Annotated in this window: 1 protein-coding gene; it reads left to right on the top strand. The window is 65.9% G+C overall.

Going from position 1 to position 1327, the window contains the following annotated elements; all coding sequences use genetic code 11:
• Window positions 1-116 precede the first annotated feature (116 nt).
• Window positions 117-1327, top strand: a 1211-nt coding sequence (locus ACZ4TW_RS24020) for an HAD-IC family P-type ATPase (RefSeq protein WP_465547031.1), incomplete at its 3' end; no start/stop codon positions are given.

The raw sequence follows: 1327 nt of genomic DNA, 5'->3' as shown, positions 1-1327 counted from the left end.
TTCGTCGTCAGCAACAGCCTGCGGCTGCGCGCCTTCACCAGCCCGCCCCACTCATCGTCCACAGTTCCACCCACCAACCCCTCGACGTATACCCCTCAGGGGTATAAGGTAGCGGCATGAACGAGCACTCTTCCCCTGAGCACGTCGGTCACGACGCCGCCGATGAACGCCACCACGGCCAACTCGCCGCAGCGTCACACAACCACCACGATCACCATGCTGAGCGCGCCCGCGCAGACCATGATCACGCTGGGCATGGGGGGCATGGTGATCACGTCGGGCAGTTCCGGCGGCTGTTCTGGATCATGCTGGCCCTGGCTGTGCCGGTCGTGGCCTTTTCGCCCATGTTCGCGATGCTCATCGGCTATGACCTACCCGATGGTGAAGTGTTGAAGTGGGTCTCACCGGTGCTGGGTACGGTGATGTACTGCTGGGGTGGGCGGCCGTTCCTGGTAGGCGCCTCTGCAGAACTGCGGTCGCGCGCACCGGGAATGATGCTGTTGATCGCCTTGGCGATCACGGTGGCCTTCGTGGCGTCCTGGGGTGCGAGCATCGGTGTGTTGCACCATGAACTGGACTTCTGGTGGGAACTGGCCCTGCTCATCGTGATCATGCTGTTGGGGCATTGGATCGAGATGCGGTCGTTGGCCCAGACAACTTCGGCCCTGGACTCGCTGGCCGCGCTGCTGCCCGATGAGGCCGAACGCGTCGAGGGCGACCACATCACCACCGTTGCTCCCAGTGAGCTGCAGGTCGGAGATGTGGTGATCGTGCGCCCCGGGGCCAGCGTCCCGGCCGACGGTCGCGTCGTGGACGGCTCGGCCGAGCTCGATGAATCCATGGTCACCGGAGAATCGCGCACGGTGCGCCGCGGCATCGGCGATCAGGTGGTGGCCGGCACGGTGGCCACCGACTCGGGGCTGCGGGTCCAGATCACCGCCACCGGCGACGACACGGCGCTGGCCGGGATTCAGCGCCTGGTGGCAGACGCGCAGAACTCCACCTCCCGCGCCCAGCGGTTGGCCGATTCCGCCGCAGCGCTGCTGTTCTGGTTCGCGCTCGGCTCAGCGATCATCACCGCCATCGTGTGGACGGTCATCGGTCAACCCGACCAGGCGGTGATTCGTACCATCACCGTGCTGGTCATCGCCTGCCCGCACGCACTCGGCTTGGCTATCCCCCTGGTGGTGGCCATTGCCACCGAACGCGCCGCCCGCGGCGGCGTGCTGGTTAAAGACCGGTTGGCACTTGAGGCCATGCGCACTGTGGATGCGGTGCTGTTCGACAAGACCGGAACCCTGACCAAGGGTGAGCCCACCGTCATCGA

Source organism: Agromyces sp. NPDC029043 (assembly GCF_055564615.1).
This window is presented reverse-complemented; position numbering and strand designations above follow the sequence as displayed.